This is a genomic window from Sphingobium phenoxybenzoativorans, assembly GCF_001757355.1.
Lineage (GTDB): Bacteria > Pseudomonadota > Alphaproteobacteria > Sphingomonadales > Sphingomonadaceae > Sphingobium > Sphingobium phenoxybenzoativorans.
The window spans coordinates 157959-174420 of the sequence record NZ_MINO01000003.1 but is presented as its reverse complement, the minus strand read 5'-3'; the positions used below and the strand labels follow the sequence as shown (position 1 = coordinate 174420).

The 16462-nt window shown below is 60.8% G+C and carries 15 protein-coding genes; 6 read left to right on the top strand and 9 right to left on the bottom strand.

Annotated features, from left to right (window positions below; translation table 11 throughout):
• A partial coding sequence (locus tag BHQ40_RS03210) for an aldolase/citrate lyase family protein (RefSeq protein WP_253183239.1) occupies positions 1-564 on the top strand: 564 nt, incomplete at its 5' end.
• A gap of 65 nt (positions 565-629) precedes the next feature.
• Complete coding sequence (locus tag BHQ40_RS03205) at positions 630-920, top strand: hypothetical protein (protein ID WP_070152190.1); 291 nt, start codon at positions 630-632, stop codon at positions 918-920.
• A 288-nt stretch (positions 921-1208) separates the two neighbouring features.
• Here the strand turns inward: BHQ40_RS03205 and BHQ40_RS26835 are convergent, their stop codons facing one another.
• The 5 genes from BHQ40_RS26835 to BHQ40_RS03185 all read right to left on the bottom strand — a co-directional run bounded on the left by BHQ40_RS26835 (position 1209) and on the right by BHQ40_RS03185 (position 5892).
• Positions 1209-1343, bottom strand: a complete 135-nt coding sequence (locus BHQ40_RS26835) for a hypothetical protein (RefSeq protein ID WP_281417177.1) — start codon at positions 1341-1343, stop codon at positions 1209-1211.
• Between the two features lie 131 nt (positions 1344-1474).
• Positions 1475-2986: a CRTAC1 family protein gene (locus BHQ40_RS03200; RefSeq protein WP_070152187.1), complete on the bottom strand. Its 1512-nt coding sequence runs from the start codon at positions 2984-2986 to the stop codon at positions 1475-1477.
• 19 nt (positions 2987-3005) lie between these two features.
• Complete coding sequence (locus BHQ40_RS03195) at positions 3006-4307, bottom strand: MFS transporter (RefSeq protein WP_070152184.1); 1302 nt, start codon at positions 4305-4307, stop codon at positions 3006-3008.
• 51 nt (positions 4308-4358) lie between these two features.
• Positions 4359-5345 carry a FecR family protein gene (locus tag BHQ40_RS03190; RefSeq protein ID WP_070152181.1) on the bottom strand — a complete coding sequence of 329 codons (987 nt, stop codon included), beginning with the start codon at positions 5343-5345 and terminating at the stop codon, positions 4359-4361.
• Positions 5305-5892, bottom strand: a complete 588-nt coding sequence (locus BHQ40_RS03185; RefSeq protein ID WP_070152178.1) for an RNA polymerase sigma factor — start codon at positions 5890-5892, stop codon at positions 5305-5307. The genes BHQ40_RS03190 and BHQ40_RS03185 overlap by 41 nt, the downstream gene beginning before the upstream one ends.
• Positions 5893-6054: 162 nt before the next feature.
• Between BHQ40_RS03185 and BHQ40_RS03180 the strand changes: the two genes are divergently transcribed.
• Both BHQ40_RS03180 and BHQ40_RS03175 read left to right on the top strand, forming a co-directional pair.
• Positions 6055-8847, top strand: a complete 2793-nt coding sequence (locus BHQ40_RS03180; RefSeq protein ID WP_083276665.1) for a TonB-dependent receptor plug domain-containing protein — start codon at positions 6055-6057, stop codon at positions 8845-8847.
• Between the two features lie 24 nt (positions 8848-8871).
• A complete protein-coding gene (locus BHQ40_RS03175; protein ID WP_253183238.1) occupies positions 8872-10971 on the top strand; it encodes a penicillin acylase family protein in 2100 nt (699 codons plus the stop codon).
• An 80-nt stretch (positions 10972-11051) separates the two neighbouring features.
• On the opposite strand, the gene BHQ40_RS03170 is transcribed toward BHQ40_RS03175, so the two are convergent.
• On the bottom strand, positions 11052-11687 hold the full coding sequence (locus BHQ40_RS03170) for a CoA transferase subunit B (protein ID WP_070152171.1): 636 nt from the start codon (positions 11685-11687) through the stop codon (positions 11052-11054).
• Between the two features lie 2 nt (positions 11688-11689).
• Positions 11690-12400: a CoA transferase subunit A gene (locus tag BHQ40_RS03165; protein ID WP_070152259.1), complete on the bottom strand. Its 711-nt coding sequence runs from the start codon at positions 12398-12400 to the stop codon at positions 11690-11692.
• A gap of 77 nt (positions 12401-12477) precedes the next feature.
• On the opposite strand from BHQ40_RS03165, the gene BHQ40_RS03160 reads away from it, so the two are divergent.
• Positions 12478-13410 (top strand): LysR family transcriptional regulator, encoded by a 933-nt coding sequence (locus BHQ40_RS03160; protein WP_070152256.1) that lies wholly within the window; start codon positions 12478-12480, stop codon positions 13408-13410.
• On the opposite strand, the gene BHQ40_RS03155 is transcribed toward BHQ40_RS03160, so the two are convergent.
• Together BHQ40_RS03155 and BHQ40_RS03150 are read right to left on the bottom strand one after the other, a co-directional pair.
• Entirely contained in the window at positions 13407-13736 is a 330-nt protein-coding gene (locus tag BHQ40_RS03155) for a DOPA 4,5-dioxygenase family protein (RefSeq protein WP_070152168.1), read from the bottom strand. The two genes, BHQ40_RS03160 and BHQ40_RS03155, sit on opposite strands and share 4 nt — an antisense overlap.
• A 73-nt stretch (positions 13737-13809) precedes the next feature.
• Positions 13810-15876 carry an acyltransferase family protein gene (locus tag BHQ40_RS03150; RefSeq protein ID WP_139139161.1) on the bottom strand — a complete coding sequence of 689 codons (2067 nt, stop codon included), beginning with the start codon at positions 15874-15876 and terminating at the stop codon, positions 13810-13812.
• A 280-nt stretch (positions 15877-16156) separates the two neighbouring features.
• Here BHQ40_RS03150 and BHQ40_RS25540 point away from each other — a divergent pair, with 280 nt between their 5' ends.
• Positions 16157-16462 carry a hypothetical protein gene (locus BHQ40_RS25540; RefSeq protein ID WP_171905742.1) on the top strand — a complete coding sequence of 102 codons (306 nt, stop codon included), beginning with the start codon at positions 16157-16159 and terminating at the stop codon, positions 16460-16462.

Below are 16462 nucleotides of genomic sequence, written 5' to 3'. Positions count from 1 at the left end.
GTGGAGGACGCCGCGCGGCTGGGGGTGATCGGAGAAATGGTCCGGGAACTGGCCGGGGAGCGTGGGCTGGAGGCGGCGCCGGGCCTGATCGCTCTGATCGAAAGTCCGGCGGGCTTGCGCCAGATCGACGCGATTGCAGCCGTGCCGGGCGTGATCGGGCTTGCCCTGGGGACCGAGGATTTCTCGCTGGCGTTGGGCGTGCCGCCATCGCCGCAATGCCTCGACCTTCCCTGCCGCCAGATCGCCTTGGCGGCGGCGGTGCGGGGGCAGATGGCGATAGGGCTGCCGATTTCCATAGCGACGATCAAGGACGAAGCTGCCTGGGCGGATGCGATAGCGGCGGCAAAGGCCATTGGCATGACCGGCGCGCTGTGCATCCATCCGGCGCAGATTGGTCCGGTCAATGGCGGCTTTTCACCCGGCGCGGCGGAAGTTGACCGGGCGCGGCGCGTTCTGGCGGCCTGGGACAATGCGCAGGGCGCAAACGTCATCACGCTAGACGGGCGCATGATCGACCTGCCCGTTGTTCTGGCGGCGCGAAAGGTCGTTGCGCTGGCGGTGTGAAACAGGTCCATCTTTATTTACCCTCTGACGCTATCGTTGTTCGCGACATGTCTGGAGGATGATGAATGGCGGTGGTGTTCCTGCGCTTTGACCAGCCCAACCCGCGTTGGACGGCGGATGGCTCGATGTTGCGTTTTGAAGGCGATTTCGGCGGCGACATCATAGAGTTTCTGGTGTCGGCGCGTGCAGTCGCCGAGATGCTGGGTCCCAATGCCCGGTTCCTGAGAGAGGATAATCCGCACCGCACCTATATGGAGGCGCAGGGTCTCCTCCATCGCTATGCGCACCGCGAATGGAGCAATCTGATCGGCAAGACCAAGTCAGTCACGCTGACGCATGCAGTGTTCGGAGATTGACGGATTTCCGGCATTTTTGCGCTAAACAGGTTATCGAAGTTGCGGAAGTTGCGGGTTGCCATTGCATCTTCCTCGGCCGTCCCAGCGGCCGGGCATGGGCTGGGTTCGATAGTGGCGTGAGCCACCGGAAATGGCCGCGGAGAACGGTCATTGGCGAGGTTATCTCCAGCAGTCTTTTCCAACATGTCGATCCCTTTCCGCTTCAGCCGGATCGGGCTAACATTGGGGAAGGGTGTAGGACAGGAACGCTATTTTCCGCCTGGCGCGAATGACCAAGCACGACGCGCATCAGTTGAGACTGTTATCCTCAAAATCGAGAATATCCCGGAGGCGGCGGGCAAGGCGCGTCAGTTTATAGATCGCGGCGCTGAAGGCGACAGCGCCAGCACCTATGATATTCTCGATCGCCAGAACCTCATCCATGGGCCGTCTTAACAAGAAGCGGCTTGGGCAGGAATCCATGCCGCGAAATATTATGCGCCCCGGATGGGGGAGTATATTGTGCGGGCTGCAAGCCAGTTATGCAGCCCGCGCGAGTTCGAGCGGCTGCGCCGTCAGTTCCCTTCGCTGACCACCAACGATTTTCCGGCGAACCGTTTCGGGTCGACATTGCGGACAGTCTGCGTCTTGCGGCCTTTGGCTCCCATGAATGTGACTTCGACGGTCACCGGCCTATTATCCTTCAGGCCGAAATGCACCGGCGCCGCATTTTCCGAATTATAGCCGTCACCGGTCGAAACCTGCCGTGTGGCGATGATCTTGCCACCCTTGTCATACAGGCGCACTTCCGCGCCCATGCGGGTGAAGCGCCCCTTGGCGTCAAGGACCAGCACCGAGAGGCTGCGGCGCGCAGCGGCCTTGGGAAGGTCGTTATGGAACAGGAAATGGCCGCCCTGATCAGTGTATCCGCGCATTACGGAAAGATCGAGCGCTCCGTCGCGATCATAATCCACCCATTGCACGCCATGGTCGCCGGCATTGAGCTGCGATTCCGGCGTCAGGACGTTGACGAAACCCTTGCCGCCCTGATTGTGGAACAGGCTGTCCTTGGGCTGCTGCTTGTTCCGTTCCCCGACATAGGATGTGACATAGAGGTCGAGAAAACCGTCATTGTCATAATCGCCCCACACCGCACCGACGGCGTGGTTTTCCACAGCGACGCCCATTTCCTTCGCGACGTTGGTAAAGGTGCCGTCGCCATTATTGTGGTAGAGGGTGTTCACGCCATAATTGGGCACGAACAGGTCCAGAAAGCCGTCATTGTCATAGTCGCCGACGGCGCAGCCGACGCCACCCTCGTCCTTCGTCCGGCCGGGATTGTCGAGGCCAAGCTGCGGCGCGACATCGACGAAGCTGTCGCCATCGTTGCGCCACAGGGAGTCCGTCGCGCCGGACTGATTGGCCAGGAACAGGTCCAGATCGCCGTCCCGGTCATAGTCGAACCAGCATGCCCCAACGGTGGGGCGCGTGTCGGAAACGCTGGTCCCCGCAAAGACCTGAACGAATTTGCCATTATCGTTGCGGTACAGCGCGTTCGGGCCGATGCGGTTGGACGCATAAAGATCCAGATCGCCATCATTGTCATAATCCAGCCAGCTTGTCTGGCGGGCTGATCGGCCGGGGATCGTCAGGCCCAGTTCCGGCGCGACATTGGTGAATTTCTTTCCGCCTTCATTGTGGAAAACCAGGCTTAGCTGGTCGGGCATGGTCGCCCCGCCAAGCAGGTCGACCCATCCGTCGCCATCATAGTCGCCCCATGCGACGCCGCGCATTTCCGGACCGGAGGAAGGCAGTCCCATCTCCGGGCCGACATTCACGAACTTGCCCTTGTCATTGCGATAGAGGCGGATGTCGCCGCTCTTGAGCGAAACGGCGAGATCGAGGTCGCCGTCATTATCGAAATCCGCCCAGCTATTGGACAGCGACCCGGCGATGGCGAAGTCGGCCGGTTGAACGGAGGTGAATTTCGGTTCTGCCGGCGCGGCATCCTGCGCCAGCGTTTCCCCGGTCTGCGCGACCAGCAGCAGGGGCAGCGTGCGGAGTAGGGTCCTGGTCAGTGATGTCATGGCAATTCCCCTCAATCGATCAGATACGGCTGGTGGTGCGGGTGTCGGGCATGCGGAGATAGACGATCAGCGACACGGCGATCATTCCCGTGACGTACCAGTAGAAGCCGCTCTCCATTGCGGCCTGCTTCATCCACAATGCCGCATATTCGGCGGTGCCGCCAAACAGCGTGTTGGCCAGCGCATAGGGCAGCGCGACGCCCAGCGCGCGGATGTTGGCGGGAAATAGTTCGGCCTTCACGATGGCATTGATCGATGTGTAGCCGGTGACGATGACCAGGCCGGACAGCACCAGCAGGAATGCGCCGAACGAGGATGTCACGGTTTCCAGCCGGGTGAAGATGGCGGTGGTGAACAGCACGCCGCAAATGCCGAAAGCGAGCAGCAAGGGCTTGCGGCCGATCCGGTCGGAAATCCAGCCGGCAATGGGCTGCAGCAGCATGTAGATGAACAGCGCCGACGCCATGATCGCCGTGGCGGTCTGGCGGCCGAAACCAGCGCTGTTGACCAGGAATTTCTGCATGTAGGTGCTATAGGCATAGAAGGCGAGCGTGCCGCCCGCTGTAAGCGCCATCACCAGCAGCACCTCGCGCGGGTGCCGCCGGATCAGCGTCCATCCGCTGGAGCTTGGCTGTTCGGAAATAGCGGCATTCTGTTCGAATGCCTCGGTCTCGCGCAGGCCGCGGCGCAGGCGGTAGACGCCGATCGCCATCAGTCCGCCCACCGCAAAGGGCACGCGCCATCCCCAGCTTTCGAGCTGGCTTTCCGTCAGGGCAAGCTGAAGCAGCAGCAGTACGCAGAGCGCCAGAAGCTGGCCTGCGATCAGCGTGACATATTGAAAGCTGGAGAAGAAGCCGCGGTGATCCTTGTCCGCCATTTCGGAAAGATAGGTGGCGCTGGCGCCATATTCGCCGCCGACCGACAGGCCCTGCATCAGGCGCGCCACCAGCAGGAGCATCGGCGCGAACACGCCGATCGCGGCATAGCCGGGGATCACCGCGATCATCAGCGATCCGCCGCCCATCAGCATGACGGAAAGGGTGAGGCCCGCCTTGCGCCCCCGCCGGTCCGCATACATGCCCATCAGCCAGGCCCCCAGCGGCCGCATCAGGAAGCCGACGGCGAAAATGGCGGCGGCGTTCAGCAACTGGGCCGTGCTGTCATCCGAAGGAAAAAAGACCGGCGCAAAATATAGCGTGAAGGCCGAATAGACGTACCAGTCATACCATTCGATGAGGTTGCCGACCGAACCCCCCAATATCGACCGAAGGCGGTCCTGCCGTGTTATCTGCGCCGGTAACGGCAGAGCGATATGTTCCATGACAGCGGAAACGGATCGCCCGCATCAATCTGCTACTGCAGGTCAGGACTTCTAATCGTCGGAAACCAGGATCACCGACTTGTCGCTGCCCGCGATCGCGCGGACGCCAAATCCCCGCTCCAGCGCGTAGACGAAATCGTCGGACCGGGTTGCCTGGAAGGTGCCGCCGACCCGGATGCTGGCGATGGATGGGTCCCCGATGACCAGCGGAGTCGCCCGGTAACGGTTAAATTCCTCAACCGCCTGCGCCAGCGTGTCGCCGTCAAATTCAATCACGCCGTCCTGCCAGGCGATGCGTTGCTTGAGTTTCGCGGGCGCGAGCGGCGTGACGGCTATGCCGCCGCTGCGGACGGCGGCGCTGCGTCCGCTGCCGATTGTCCGTGCCGCCGACCCGCCATTCCGCACGGCGACCATGCCCTCGATCACGGTCAATTCGGTGAGTTCCGGCCGCAGCCGCACGTTGAATACGGTGCCGACGGCGCGGACCTGGGTCCCGTCGGCATCCACGATGAACGGCCGCGCCTTGTCATGTGCGACGTCGAAGCGCGCCTCGCCTTTCAGCAGCTTGATCGACCGGCGATTGTCGCGGAGCGCAACCTCTATGGAGCTGTTGGTGTTGAGATGGACGACTGAGCCGTCGGCAAGGCGCACCGCGCGGGTTTCGCCAAGTGCGGTGCGGTAATGGTCGACGGTGCCGATCAGGCGCAGGGTGACTGTTCCGGCTATGCCGACGATGGCGGCCGCTACCGCTGTGCCCAGCAATGCGCGGCGGCTCATCATCGCTGGCCGCGCAGGGGCGGGCTCCGGCGGCGCCGCTGCTTCCGTGATAAGGCGGCCGTGCGCTTCCGACCCTTCGCGCGCGACTGGCAGCTCGTTCAGCCTTTCGGCGAGCTCCCATCCCGCTTCCGCCTTGGCGAAGGCATGGCCATGAGCGGGGTCCTGGGCGACCCAATCATAGGCGGCGTCCCAGTCCTCCCGTGCGTCGCTTGCACGCGCCTTAAGGAACAGACGAGCCGCTTCGGCTTCTATCGTCTGCATTTCCTCCGCGCTTTTGTAGCGACCACCCAAAACCGGAACCCTCAAACTGTCCAATGGCTTGCATTATCTTCACGGCGGCGCGCGTCAAATGCTTGTCCACAGTGAAAACGGAAAGCGCCATCTCCTCTGCTATCTCCTTAACAGATTTCCCGTACACGCGGCGCATAATGAAGGCGCGGCGGCATTGCGGCGGCAGCGTATCCAATATCGCCTGGAGATGGCGAAGCTCGTCGCGGGCCTGCAGCGCGGCCTCCGTCGAATGATCGGCCTGCAGCACGTCCAGTTCCGCCACAAACTCCAGCGAGACGATTTTTTCCCGGCGCGCCTCATCAATCAGGAGGTTGCGGGCGATCTGAAAAAGATAGGCTTTGCCGTTGGTCGTGGCGTTGACATCGCCATGGGCATAAGCGCGCGTCATGCATTCGGCGACCAGATCGTCAACATCGCTGGAACGCGACATCACGCGCCGCAATCGTCCCCGAAGCGCGCCTTCATGCGGAAGAATTGCCGCCTTGAACCAATCAAGCCTGACCCTGACCGTTTCCAACCCCGTTCCCCTATGCTGCCCTGATCCGATCCTCCCGGCAGTTTCTGTGCTTCGCGAGGATCGCAGCAATCCAGTGAGATATTTTTCGATCCTATTAGCAGAAACGTGATCGGCCCCCGTTTCCCCCATCGAGAGATGCGAAAAATTAAAAGGGGGTCAAAGATGCGAAGTTTTCGAAACATAGCCGGGCTGGCATCCGTTGCGATCTGCGCGGTTGCCGCCACACCCGCACTGGCAGCGGCTGAGCCGGTCAGTTTCCGCATACCGGCGCAGTCAATGCAAAGCGCGCTGACGCTTTTCGCCCGGCAATCGGGCATTCAGATCCTGTTTCCCTACGATCAGGTGGTGGGGCTGCTTGCGCAGTCGGTCAATGGCCGGATGGCGCCAGGCGTTGCGCTGTCCAGGCTGATCGCAGGCACGGACCTGAAGATTACCCTGTCGAGCAATGAAGTCATCGCACTCTCCCTAGCGCGGCAGCCCAAGCGCGCGCGTGCGGTGGAAGTCGCCAGCCTTTCGGTCACCAGCCTGCCCGTCGCCATGCAGGCTTCGGCCGCCGCCGCTACCGCGCCCCAGGTGTCCTCCGCAGCGGCCGATGACGAGGAGGGCGCTGCCATCGTCGTTACCGGGTCGCGTGGACAGCCGCGCACGATTACGGACAGCCCGACGCCGATTGACGTCATATCCGGCGCGGACCTGGAGCGTACCGGCAAGGCGGGCGTGTTCCAGGCGCTCAACACGCTGGTCCCGTCCTTCAACCTGCCGGTGCGGGCGGGCGGTGCGACCTCGACCGTCATTGCCACGGGCGGTCTGCGCGGCCTCAACCCCGACCAGACGCTTATCCTGGTCAATGGCAAGCGCCGTCACAAGACATCGCTGATCAATGCCGTGTCCGCAGTCTACAACGGATCAGTCCCCTCCGATCTCGACATGATCCCGGTTTCGGCAATCGACCATATCGAAGTGCTGCGCGATGGCGCGGCCGCGCAATATGGGTCTGACGCGATTGCGGGCGTCATCAACATCATTTTGAAGGACGATGCGAAGGGCGGTTCCGCAGGATTCACCGCCGGCCAGAATTTCGATCGGTCGGATGGTGAACTGTATCAGGCGGACCTGAATTTCGGCATGGCGCTTGGCGATAACGGTTTCGCCAATTTCTCCGTCAATGTGAAGAAGCAGGAGATGTCGAACCGGGCGCTGCCAATCTCGCCCAACGTCAATCTCTATCCGCTGGTCAACGGTCAGCGCGATCCGCGCGAAGCGACGATCGATCGTCTGACCACCATCAGTTACGGCGTCATGCCATCGCGCAGCATCAACACCGGCCTGAACGCCGGTTATGATGTGGGCGACGTCCACCTCTACGCGTTTGGCACGTACAGCCAGCGCCGGTCAGACCTCTGGTATTCCTTCCGTCCGCCGAACGATGTGAACTCGGTGCTGGAGATTTATCCCAACGGCTATCGCCCGCATGTGAAAATCGATGAGGAGGATTTCGAGTTCATCCTGGGCGCGAAGGGCGTTGTCGCTGGCTGGGATTGGGATTTCAGCACCGGTTTCGGCCGCAACCGCGCACGTCAGTCCTCTGAAGGGACGGTGAATCCGTCGCTTGGTCCGGCAGGTCCAACGGAATTTTACATCGGCACGCTCAAATCGTCGGAGTTCGTCACTTCGCTCGATCTGACGCGCGGATTCGATGTGGGCGGCGGCAATCTGCAGGTTTCGGCAGGCGCGCAGCACCGGCGCGAACGCTACCAGACGTTTGAGGGCGATCCGAACAGCTATGCTATCGGACCCTTCTACAGGGCCGGCCAGACGCCGGGCGCGCAAAGCTCCGCCGGTTTCCAGCCGCAGGACGCCGCGCGGATGACCCGCAACAACCTGGCCGCCTATGCGGACGTGGCGTGGGACCCGACAAAGGACATCACGATCGGCGCGGCGGCCCGCTTCGAGCATTATGATGACGACAGCGGCAACACCCTGATCTGGAAGGTCAACGGCCGCTATGCCGCGACGGACTGGCTCGCGGTGCGCGCAGCGGCGAATACCGGCTTCCGCGCGCCTGCGGTCGCCCAGCAGATTTATTCGCAGACGACCAACCAGTTCCGCACGATCAACGGCATTGCCAACACGCTGGTCCAGATCAAGACGCTGCCGGTTGAATCTGCGGCCGCCATCGCCCTGGGCGCTGAGCCGCTGACGCCGGAGAAATCCTTCAACATTTCGGGCGGCGTCGTGTTGACGCCTTTCCCCAATTTCAGCCTGACGGTTGATGCGTTCCAGATTGATGTCGATGACCGCATCGTCATCACCAGCACATTGTCCGGCAACGCCATTTCCAACATCCTGATCGCCAATGGCATTCCGGGCAATCTGAGCGCCCAATATTATACCAACGCCATTGATACGCGCACGCGCGGCATCGATGTGGTGGCGTCGTACAAGCATGACCTGTTCGACGTGGCGACCATGCAATGGAATCTGGGTTATAACTACAACAAGACGAAGATCACCCACATCATCGGCAACCCGCCGGAATTGAGCGCGGTGAATTTCGAGCTGTTCGATCGTTTCTCGCGCAGCAATCTGACCGTGAACCTGCCGCACACCAAATTGTCGATCAGCAATGTGACCACGGCCGGCGATTTCACGCTGTCGACGCGCCTCACCCGGTTCGGCGGCTTCAACAATCTGATGAACCCGGTGATGGTGGCTGGCGTCGCCACCTATCCCAACGACCGCTATTACGGGCCGAAGTGGATCACTGATCTGGAACTGACCTGGCAGGTGACGCCGCTGGTCAGCGTTGCGGTTGGATCGAACAATCTGTTCAACGTCTATCCTGATGCCGTCGGACAGGTCAGCCCGACGCTTGGGCAGGGGCTTTATGGCGGTCAGTCGCCCTTTGGCTTTACCGGCGGTTCCTACTACGCCCGTGTAGGATTGAACTTCTAAAAGCCGGTAGTGAGGAGAATGCGAATGAGGCCGATTTTTCTGGGCCTGTTGTTATCGGCGACGATGCTGGCGGGGCCGGCATCGACCGCTCCGTCCGCCAAGACAAAGTGGGGCGGCGGAGAAATATTGTGGGACAGCTTCGGCGTGCCTCATATTTACGCCAAGACCGAAGCCGGCGGCTTTTATGGCTTTGGTTACGCGCAGGCCCAGAACCACGGCGACGTGCTGATCCACCTGTTCGGTGAGGCGCGCGCCCGTGCCGCGGAATATTGGGGCGAGAAATTCGTCGATCAGGACAAGTGGCTGATCGCGAATGATGTGCCCGCCCGCTCGGCTGCGTGGTTCAAGCAGCAAAGCCCGCAGATGCAGAAGAACCTCAACGCCTTTGCCGATGGGGTCAATGCCTATGCGGCTGCGCATCCCGACAAGATCGATGCGTCTGTCCGGCAGGTCCTGCCCATCACCGGCGTCGATGTGATGGCGCATGCGCATCGGCTGATGAACTATGTCTATATCGCGTCGGATCGCCGGGTGCTGGCCGATCCATCGACCAATGAAGCGGGCGGCTCCAACACCTGGGCCGTTGCGCCCTCCCGCTCCGCCAGCGGAAAGACGCTGCTGCTCGCCAATCCGCATCTTCCCTGGGGCGCGACGCAACTCACCTATTTTGAAGCGCAGATCACCACGCCGACGCTGAAACTGTATGGCGCAACGCAGATCGGGCTTCCCGTTCTGCGCTTCGGCTTCAACAATGATCATGGCTTCACAAACACGGTGAACACCATGCTGGGTTTCACCAGCTATCAGCTAACCCTGGCGGATGGCGGTTATCAGTTTGACGGCAAGGTGCTGCCGTTCAAGGTCAAAACGCTGAGTTACAAGGTGAAACAGCCGGACGGGACGCTGAAGACGGTGACGTTCGACCAGCGGACGGCGGTGCAGGGGCCGGTATTCGACCTGCCTGGCGGCAAGACCACGATCGCTTTGAAGGTGGCGGGGCTGGATCGGCCGGGCGTGCTTGAGCAGTATCTGGAAATGGGCAAGGCGCAGGACTGGACCGCGTTCCAGAATGCGCTGCGCAAGATGCAGGTCCCGATGTTCAACATCACTTATGCCGACCGCGCGGGCCATATCCTGTATCTCGACAATGGCATTCTGCCCAAACATGCCAATGGCGACATCGCCTATTGGTCAAAGCCGGTGCCGGGCGATACGTCCGCGACGCTGTGGAAGGATCTGCACAGCTATGACGACATGCCGAAGGTGGTCGATCCGGCCAGCGGCTTCGTCCAGAACGCCAATGATCCGCCATGGCTGGCGGCCTGGCCCCGCCTGCTCGATCCAAAGGATTTCCCGGCCTATGTCGCGCCCGCCGGGCCGGTCAGCCAGCGTGCGCAGATGTCGGTGAAGCTGATGTCCATGCCGGGGAAGGTGAGTTTCGACGATTTCGTCTCACGCAAGCTGACGACTACATCGCTGATGGCCGACCGTATGCTGCCCGAATTATTCGCGGCGGCGGCGGGGTCGGCCGATCCCGACGTGCAGGCCGCCATCGCCCTGCTCAAGGGGTGGGATCACCGTTTTGAGGCGGATAGCCGTGGCGCCTTGCTGTTCGAAACATGGGCGGGCATTTTTTCGCCGAAAAACTTCACCGACCAGTCCAACTATGCCGTGAAATGGACGCTGGACGATCCGCTGGAAACGCCGCGCGGCCTTAAGGACCCGGCCGCCGCTGTCGAAATGCTGAAGCAGGCGGTGGACAAGACGAAGAAGCTGTACGGCGCGGTCGACCGGCCGTTCGGAGATGTCTCACGCTTCCATATCGGCGACGTGAATCTTCCGGGTAACGGCGGCTTTGGCAATACCGGCGTGTTCCGCACGATCACATGGGGGCCGATGAAGAATGGCGAACGCACCCCCGTTCATGGCGAGACATGGGTATCCATGGTCGAGTTCGGCACACCGCTGAAAGCCGTGGGAATGATGAGCTATGGCAATGCCAGCCAGCCGGGTTCCAAACATAACAGCGATCAGTTGAAATATCTGACCAGCAAGACCTTCCGCACGCTCTGGTTCGACCGGGCCGATGTGGAGAAGAATGTCGAGGAAGTCACCAACTTCTAGGGCAGAATAAAAGAAGGATGATCCGTATATGCGGATCATCCTTCCCTTGTGCAGTCGTTGTGGAAGGGGCTGGCCCCAGCCTAGCTGATATAGGCCGCCGTGGTTTTGGCGGCGATGTCCTCGGCCGTCACGCCTGGGGCGATTTCGACGAGCTTGAAAGGGCTGTCATGATCCGGCCGCTGGAACACGGCCAGGTCAGTGATGATCATGTCGACCACATTCTTGCCGGTCAGCGGCAGGGTGCAGGCGGGGATGAACTTCGGGCTACCGTCCTTTGACGTGTGCTCCATCACCACGATGATCTTCTTGACGCCCGCAACGAGATCCATCGCGCCGCCCATGCCCTTGATCATCTTGCCGGGAATCATCCAGTTGGCGATGTCGCCATTTTCGGCAACCTCCATCGCGCCGAGCACGGTCAGGTCGATATGCCCGCCACGGATCATCGCGAAGCTGTCTGCGGAGCTGAAATAGGCTGACTGCGGCAGTTCGCTGATCGTCTGTTTACCCGCATTGATCAGATCGGCGTCCTCCTCGCCCTCGAGGGGGAAGGGGCCGATGCCAAGCATGCCATTTTCCGACTGCAGCGTCACTTCCACGCCTTCGGGAATATGATTCGCCACCAGGGTCGGAATGCCGATGCCCAGGTTCACATAGAAACCGTCCTGCAGTTCCTTCGCCGCACGGGCAGCCATTTCGTCACGGGTCCATGCCATGATTATGCGGCCTCCTTCTGGCGAACGGTGCGGAATTCGATTTTCTTGTCGTACGGCGCGCCGATGATCATGCGCTTCACATAGATGCCGGGCAGGTGGATAGCGTCTGGATCAAGGCTGCCGGTCGGCACGACTTCTTCGACCTCCGCCACGCAGATTTTCGCTGCGGTCGCCATAGGCTGATTGAAGTTGCGCGCGGTCTTGCGGAAAATGAGGTTGCCGCTCTCATCGGCCTTCCAGCCTTTGATGATGGCCACGTCTGCGAAGATGCCGCGCTCCAGAATATAGTCCTGGCCGTCGAAATTCTTCACTTCCTTGCCCTCGGCGACGGCCGTGCCGACGCCGGTCTTGGTGTAGAAGCCGGGAATGCCGGCGCCGCCCGCACGGCAGCGTTCCGCCAGCGTACCCTGCGGGCAAAATTCCACCTCCAGCTCACCCGCCAGATATTGCCGCTCAAACTCCTTATTCTCGCCGACATAGGAGGAGATCATCTTCTTGACCTGCCGCGTGCGGAGCAGCTTGCCCAGACCCTCGCCGTCGATGCCGGCATTGTTGGAGGCGATCGTCAGGTCCTTGACCCCGCTGTCGCGGATCGCGTCGATCAGACGCTCTGGTATGCCGCACAGGCCGAAACCGCCCGCGCACAGATGCATTCCGTCAAACAGCAGCCCCTCCAGAGCCGATGCCGCATCACCATATAGCTTCTTCATTATGGCCCTCCATTCGATCCATTTTAGAGCGATATGATTCATCAATTCCAATGATTTCATTTTTCGAATAATCATCAATGATGTCTATCAATCGCATTGGCCTGTATCACCTGGAAACCTTGCTGTGGATCGACCGGCTTGGCACCTTCGCCGCCGCCGCGCACAGGCTCAACACCACCCAGCCCGCCGTGTCGGCGCGGGTCCGGGAGATGGAAGCGCATCTGGGCGCGCGGCTGTTCCGCCGCCAGGGCCGGACCATGTCGTTCACGCCCGCAGGCCGCCAACTGGTGCGGGATTGCGGCGTCATCTGGGGGGATGTCCAGAACATGCTGCTCCGCTGCGGCGGGTTTGGCGAAGCGGGCGGCGTCGTCAGAATTGGGGCCGGGGAAATCGTAGCGGCGAGCTGCCTGCCCGGCTTTCTGACGCAGTTGAAGGCGGACATGCCGCATGTGTTGCTGGAGCTGGAAATCGACCTGACCGCCAATCTGATCCAGCAGCTTTTGACAGGCCGCATGGACATTGTTTTTGCCGCCGGGCCGATCGCGCACTCCGCTCTCAAATCGCAGCCGATTGGCAGCGTCGGTCTGCTCTGGCTGGCGCATCCTTCCATCGCTGCAATGGTTGAGGATGAGGGTAGGGCAGGACGGATACCTGTCTGGTCGCTCGCCAGCCATTCCCCCATTCATGGCCGCATGCGAAAGGCCATCGCCGAGTCAAAGATCGCTGGCGAAGCGCTTAATCTCTGCAACAATGCCAGAACGATGATCGACATCGCCAAGGCGGGCGGCGGCATTGGCGTGTTCCCCGAACCCATGGTGAGGAGCGAGGTCGCGAAGGGCGAGCTTGTCCGGTTGGAGGGGATGCCATCGGCAGAGGCCGTGGAGTTCCATGTAGCCATGCGCGCTACGGACAACGAGCCGATCACCGCCCGTATGTTCGAAGCCGCCAGCTTGCTCCGGCTGGATATGACCCCGGAAGCGCCCCGCCTCCGCCCGGAAGTAGCCCCGGCCTAGCGGAACAAGGAAAGGTCGAGCGGTTCGCTCTGGCCAAACCAGATGACATGGGCGGTATGATCGGCAAGGCCATTTCCAGTTTCGGCATGGGCGAAGATCGTCAGGTCGCGCCGGTTCAGTGCGGCCCATGCGGCAAATTCGCCGAACCTTTCCCTGGCGACGGTCAACTGACAACTGCCGCGGGGATGCGGTCCCACTGGCCGCTTGTGGAAATGGCCAACGGCAACCCCGAACAGGGATTGCGCTTCGCTAGCCAGTGTCTGCGCGGCATCCAGTTCATCGACGTTGAAATAGATATGCGCGTGGAAATTATGGATTTGGCTCATGGCCGATAGATTGGCCCTGAATGCGCGGAATCAAGCCGTGGCCATGCGTTATTCAATGCGCCACCACGGCCTGTTAGTTGAACATCGCCTTGTCCAGATAGGCATAGCGGGGATGCACGACCTCTGTCGCCCGCGTATGATGCGTATCGGTGTAGAGATAACGGCCGTCATTATATACGGGGCAGGCGCGATCGCCGCATAATGTTTCGACCGGATCTATGATCGTCGCGCCACCGCGCCGGGCCGCAGCCGCCACCACGTTGCGGATGTTCGAAGCCCGCGCCAGATAAGCGGCTCTGTCGATTTCGGGCGCAATGCGGGGGGCGCCGCCGAAAAAGGTGCCCTGATAATAGTCATGCGGCTTTACGCCATTGGGGTCGGGCGTCTGTTGCACCACGGCCACCTTCACGCCGCGCGCGGTCAGGCGTCCGATATGGTCGGAGAAAGACGCAAAAGCTTCATCCTTGGCTGCCTCAACCGCTGCGGTGGAGGTGATCGGGCGGCAACCGCGCCAGGACATGGCGCAGAGCGCGCCCGGCTTTGCGCCGCCCGGATAGTCGAAATAATGGACCCAGGCGGAAATGATAATCACTTTGTCAAAGCGATCCGAGAGCACCTTTTCGAATGCTTTCTCCGTAAACCGGTGACAATGATCGCCGCGCCGTGACCAGAAAAGCGTGGGGAGCGGGGGGCAGCCCTGCTGACGGATAACAGTGATTTCCGCGTTCTGCTGCGATAATTGCGCCAGCCGCGGCAGCATCTGTTCCGCATGGGAGTCGCCGATGATGGCGACGCGGTTCGCCTTGCCTGCGCCCATCACGCAAATATGCCCGGAATAGAATTGCTGCCCCTTGCAGGGCGACATGCCTTTCCAGTCCGCTGGAGCGCCGCGATAATCGATAAGGCGCGCCTTGGTATCGCTATCGAATGCGGCTGTGCGCACGGCTTCAAAGCCCTGCATTTTCCAGGCGGTCACCGGAATGGCGACAAGGATCAGCGCGGCTGCGGCGAGTGCGCCGGCGCGCCGCCATGACAGGGGCGTCCGGCCAAAAATGGCGTCGCGTAGTCTGGTTTCGAACAGTTCGTAGGACAGCATGGCGCAGAGGACGCTGAGCGCCAATCCGCATGCGATTGCCGCGGGACCCATAAGCACGCCGAAATAGGTGAAGCCGACGAATATCGGCCAATGCCACAAATAGAGCGAATAGGACCAGGTGCCGAGCGCCTGAATGCCGGGAGTCCGCGTCCAGCCTGCGTCCCCTCTGGCTGCGGCCAGGACGGCCAGCGTGCCAAGCACGGGGATCGCCGTCCACAGCGATGGCCATGATGTGGCGGCGTCGAAGAAGATGGTGGAAAAGACGATCGCGGCAAGGCCAACGGAAAGCATTATACTGTTGAGCGCGCGGTTCTTTATCTGCGGCGCAGCTATGGCAAGCCACGCGCCGGCCAGCATCTCCCACGCCCTGGTCGGCAACAGGAAGAAGGCGTATTTCTCAAAGCTCTCCGAACGCCCGGCGATAAGGATCGCGGCAAGGAAGGAGAGGATGCAGGCGGACGCGATCCATGTCTTGCGATGCCGCCAGAGCAGGGGCGAGCGCGAGGCAAGCGCCATGACCACAGGAAGCGCGAGATAGAATTGCCATTCGACCGAAAGTGTCCAGGTATGGAGGAGCCAGTTGGTCTCCGCGGCCTCGGCGAAATAGCTGCTGACCGAGGAATAAAGCACATTGGAGAGAAATAGCAGGGACGCCAGGGCGTTTCGGGCCACTTCGCTCAATGTCATCGGATCGAGGAACAGGGTTCCGAAAACAAGCAGGACCACGCAGAGCGAGGCGAGAGCGGGTACGATCCTCTTTGTTCGGGCCAAGTAGAATTCGAGGACTGAGAAGCGCCCGGCGGCAACCTTCCGCTCGATGATCTGCATCATCAGCAGGCCGGAGATCACAAAGAATATATCGACGCCGACAAATCCGCCCGCAAACCCGCCGACGCGGAAATGGAACAGAACGACAATGCTGGCGGCAATCGCCCGCAAGGCGTTGATGTCTTTCCTGAAGGCGCGTTCCGTGGGGACGCCGTCTGCGGTTGACGCAACGCCCAATGGCGAACGGAATTCATCCGACGACGATATGTAGGTCATGCCTACCCCCTGCCGCGCGCCGCCATGAAGCAAGTGCGCAATATATCCCCAAAGACAAGGTGTTTGGCATTCCGGGCGAATGCAACGCGCAGTTGATGTCGATAAGGGAACAGTGCCGGAAAGGGACAAGGGCCAGAATTAATTATCCAACAGATTCAATGGTCCTGATTATGCCAGAAATGATTGGAAATGATCTTCAATTTTCCGTTGTTTTGTCGGGAAATGATTTTCTTGGTTACTTTTTCCTTTCGGATTTTATCTTAACCATATTTTGTTGGCGATGATGGGGATTGTGGATGGCTTTTCGGTGCTTGATACCGGCCATCACCAGCCCGGCGGAAGGCCGACATTTGTGATCGCCGTCAACACAGCCTGCATGTTTGGGCAAGTGCACTTGGCGTATCGCGAAGATATGGCCAAGGGACTATCATTCATTCCGCAAAAGGCGGAATGTCGATCGGAGAGGTCTGCGGCTTTGGCCATGATCAAGACGCCTATGCATGCCGGGACCTGCTCCATGCGATTATTGTCGTGCGGCGCATCCAAAGAAAATCCGGCGATCCGGCAGATCATCGGCCAGGCATAG